The organism is Mycobacterium sp. (genome assembly GCF_050701675.1).
Lineage (GTDB): Bacteria > Actinomycetota > Actinomycetes > Mycobacteriales > Mycobacteriaceae > Mycobacterium.
This window is the reverse complement of record NZ_JBOGDD010000879.1, coordinates 1-3,560: the sequence shown is the minus strand read 5'-3', so window position 1 is coordinate 3,560 and position 3,560 is coordinate 1. Positions and strand designations below refer to the sequence as shown.

Below are 3,560 nucleotides of genomic sequence, written 5' to 3'. Positions count from 1 at the left end.
GTCGATGGGTGCGTAGGTGGAGATCGCCTCGGCTCCGCGCATCACGTTGATGGCGTTGAGATAGAACTCGCTCGCCACCCGCGCGGTCTGCTTGTCCTTGCCGTAGCTGAACATCCCGACGCCGGGGATCAGCACGATCGCGGGATCGGCTCCTCGAATCGCCGGGCTGTCCGCCGAGGCGTGGCGGTCGTAGTACGCCTGGTAGTCGGCGCGGTACGCCACGTGCAGTTCGGTCAGCCTGGCCCGGCAGTCCTCGATCGACGCGTTGGCGGGCAGGTCGAGCACCATCGGCTTGACCTTGGTGCGCAGGAAGTGGTCCGGACAGCTGGTGCCCAGCGCGGCGAGCCTCGGATGCTCACTGCTGGAGAGGAATTCGAGCACCCGCGGATCGTCGGTGAAGTGCCCGACCCGGGGCTCGTCGGCCGATGCCAGACCACGGATGAACGGGGCGAGCTCGGCGGCCTTCGTACGACGCTGCTCGTCGGGCAGCGCACCGTAACCGGCCAGCGGCGCACCGAAGGGTTGCGGGCGGCCGTTGGCGTCGAGGTAGCGCGCAACGGTGTCGATGATCTCCAGTGAGCGCGCCTCGGCCTCGCCGGAACTTTCGCCCCATGCGGTGATCCCGTGACCGCCGAGGATGGTGCCGATGGCCTGCGGGTTGCGCCTCTTGATCTCGGCGATGTCGAGTCCCAGCTGGAAACCCGGCCTGCGCCAGGGAATCCACACCACCCGGTCGCCGAAGATCTGCTTGGTGAGAGCTTCGCCGTCCACGGCGGTGGCCAGGGCGATGCCCGAGTCGGGATGAAGGTGGTCGACGTGTGCGGCGTCGACCAGACCGTGCATCGCGGTGTCGATGGACGGCGCCGCACCGCCACGTCCGTGCAGGCAGTAGTCGAACGCTGCGACCATCTCGTCCTCGTGCTCGACGCCCGGATAGACGTCGACGAGAGCGCGCATCCGGTCCAGCCGCAGCACGGCCAGCCCGCTCTCGGTCAGGGTGCCGAGGTCCCCACCGGATCCCTTGACCCACAACAGTTCGACGGGCGCGCCCGTGACGGGGTCGACCTCGGCACCCTTTGCGGAGGTGTTGCCGCCCGCGTAATTGGTGTTCTTCGGGTCCGAGCCGAGTCGGTTCGAACGTGCGATCAGATCGCTAACGGTGCTGTTGGTCATGTCATGCCCCCCAGGAAGATTGGGTGCCACCGATGCGCTCGGCGTCGATGGTCTGCTGATAGCCCGATTCTGCGAACGCGCGCATCGGGTCTTCGGGCAAGCCGCGTTCGGTGCGCCACTGAGCCATCGCGGGCCGGACGTCGGTGTAGAAGGCGTCCATGAAGATGCCGTTGGCGCCAAGCACGTCTTCCGCGTCCTGCGCCGCGGCGAGGGCGTCGGTGTCGACGAGCAGGGCCCGCGCCGTCATCTCGGCCACGTTGAGTACCGAGCGGATCTGGCCGGGGATCTTGGCTTCGACGTTGTGACACTGATCGAGCATCAACGCGAGATCAGACCCGATGTCGAGGCCTCCGCCGCGGACCACCTCATACATGATGCGGAAGAGCTGGAACGGGTCGGCCGCCCCGACGATGAGGTCGTCGTCGGCGTAGAAGCGGGAGTTGAAGTCGAACGATCCAAGTTTCCGTAGCCGCAGCAGTTGCGCGACGATGAACTCGATGTTGGTGCCAGGGGCGTGGTGACCGGTGTCGAGGCATACCTTCGCCCGCTCGCCCAGCGCACTGACCTGTGCGTAGGAGGTTCCCCAGTCCGGCACGTCGGTCATGTACATGGCGGGCTCGAAGAACTTGTACTCCAACACCATTCGCTGACCTTCACCGATGTGCTGGTAGATCGCGGCCAGTGACTCGGTCAGCCGCTCCTGCCTGCCGCGGATGTCGCCTTGGCCTGGGTAGTTGGTGCCGTCGGCCAGCCAGATCTTGAGATCCTGCGATCCGCATTCGTTCATGATGTCGATGCAGACCAGGTGGTGGTCGATCGCCTTCTGGCGCACCATCTTGTCGATGTGCGTCAGGCTGCCGAACTTGTAGTCGTCGTCCTGGAAGGTATTCGAGTTGGTGGTGCCCAACTTCACGCCGTGCTCGGCTGCGTACCCGCCTAGCGCGCCATAGTCATCGACGCGATCCCACGGAATGTGAAGTGCCACAGTCGGTGCCATCCCGGTGAACCGGTGGACCGTCGCGGCGTCGGCGATCTTCTCCTCGATGGTCCGCGGTGTTCCGGGGGTGCCGAACACCTTGAACCGCGTCCCCGAGTTGCCGAACGCCCAAGAGGGCAGCTCGATGGCCAGGTTGTCAAGAAGGGCGTTCGTCATCGGGCTGCCACCTCGGTCTCTGTGTTCTCTGTCGGATTATCCACCCTGCCGTAACGCTCGACCTCGATCTGCTGCAACGTCTTGCCTCGGGTCTCCGGCGCCCACACGGCGCCGATCACCAGCGCGACGGTCAGGAGACCGATGAGCAGCAGGCCGACGCCGGTGAGACCGGTGACGGCGAGCAGCGTCGGAAAGAAGTAGCTGAGCAGGCCGGTGAAGCTGCGCACCACGCAGAACATCACGCCCTGCGCGCTGGCGCGGTACGGGGTGGCGAACATCTCGCTGGCCCACAGGCTGTAGAACGCCTGGGCGCCGATACCGGCCGAGACACCCCACAGCACCGCGAAGGCCAGCATCGTCGGCACGCCGCCGTCGGTGAACGCCACCAAGACGATCCACCCGACGATGCCCAGGGCTGCGCCGATCACGTAGAGCCGTCGCTGCGACATCTTGTCGCCGTAGCGCATGAAGCCGAAGTAGGTCGCGGCCACGGTGCAGCCCCACACCAGGACCTGCAGCAGGTTCTGGGCGACGGGGCTGTGCAGGCCCGCGGTGTCGTACACGCGGGGCATGAAGATGCCCGCCTGGCCGGCGACGGTGTTCCAGAAGAGATAGATGCCGCCGAGGAACAGCAGCGCGGTGACGTTGACCTTGCGGGAGAACAGGCCGCGAAGGCCGCGCGCACCAAGTGGGGACGCCTCGGCCCCCGTCGGGGTGGGCGCGTGCTGACCCTCCTCAGTCCAGATCTTCGATTCGGCCAGCCCTTGGCGCACCCACCAGACCACGGCGGCGACCACGAACAGGTGCAGGAAGATCAGCCTCGACCCGAGCAGGCCCATCGGGGCCAGGGCGGCGGCGAGGGCGAACCCGATCAGCGGGCCTATCGACCAGGCCAGTTGAGCGGTTCCGACGTGCTTGGCGCGGCCGTCGGACGGCGCCTGTTCGGCGATGTAGGTCCACGACGCCGGCACGCCAGCGCCAACGGCGATGCCGGTGATGATGAAGGCGGCCAGCAGCATCGTGAAGTTGACGGCGAACGCGGCCAGCAGCACGCCGACCATGTAGACCAACAGGTCGTAGGTATAGATCGCCTTGCGGCCGAAGCGGTCGCACAGCGGACCGCCGAGGATCGCGCCGATGGCGGCGCCGAACGCATTGGCGCTCAACGCAGCAAGAAGTCCGACGGCGAAGTTGCTGATACCGAAGTCCGCCTGCCAAAACGCCAGGCTGGTCG

Annotated in this window: 3 protein-coding genes; all 3 read right to left on the bottom strand. The window is 66.5% G+C overall.

What is annotated here, in order from left to right:
• Nucleotides 1-1,173 (bottom strand): bifunctional rhamnulose-1-phosphate aldolase/short-chain dehydrogenase (rhaD, locus tag ACRDUX_RS26835; protein WP_526418229.1); only part of this gene is annotated, 1,173 nt, incomplete at its 3' end.
• A gap of 1 nt (nucleotide 1,174) precedes the next feature.
• Nucleotides 1,175-2,326: an L-rhamnose isomerase gene (gene rhaI, locus ACRDUX_RS26830; RefSeq protein ID WP_526418227.1), complete on the bottom strand. Its 1,152-nt coding sequence runs from the start codon at nucleotides 2,324-2,326 to the stop codon at nucleotides 1,175-1,177.
• On the bottom strand, nucleotides 2,323-3,560 hold a 1,238-nt coding region (locus tag ACRDUX_RS26825; RefSeq protein ID WP_526418225.1), incomplete at its 5' end, for an MFS transporter. The genes ACRDUX_RS26825 and rhaI, both read right to left, overlap by 4 nt.

Coding starts and splice junctions, on each gene's coding strand:
- rhaI (WP_526418227.1), bottom strand. CDS start 2,326: ATGACGAACGCCCTTCTTGACAACCTGGCCATCGAGCTGCCCTCTTGG.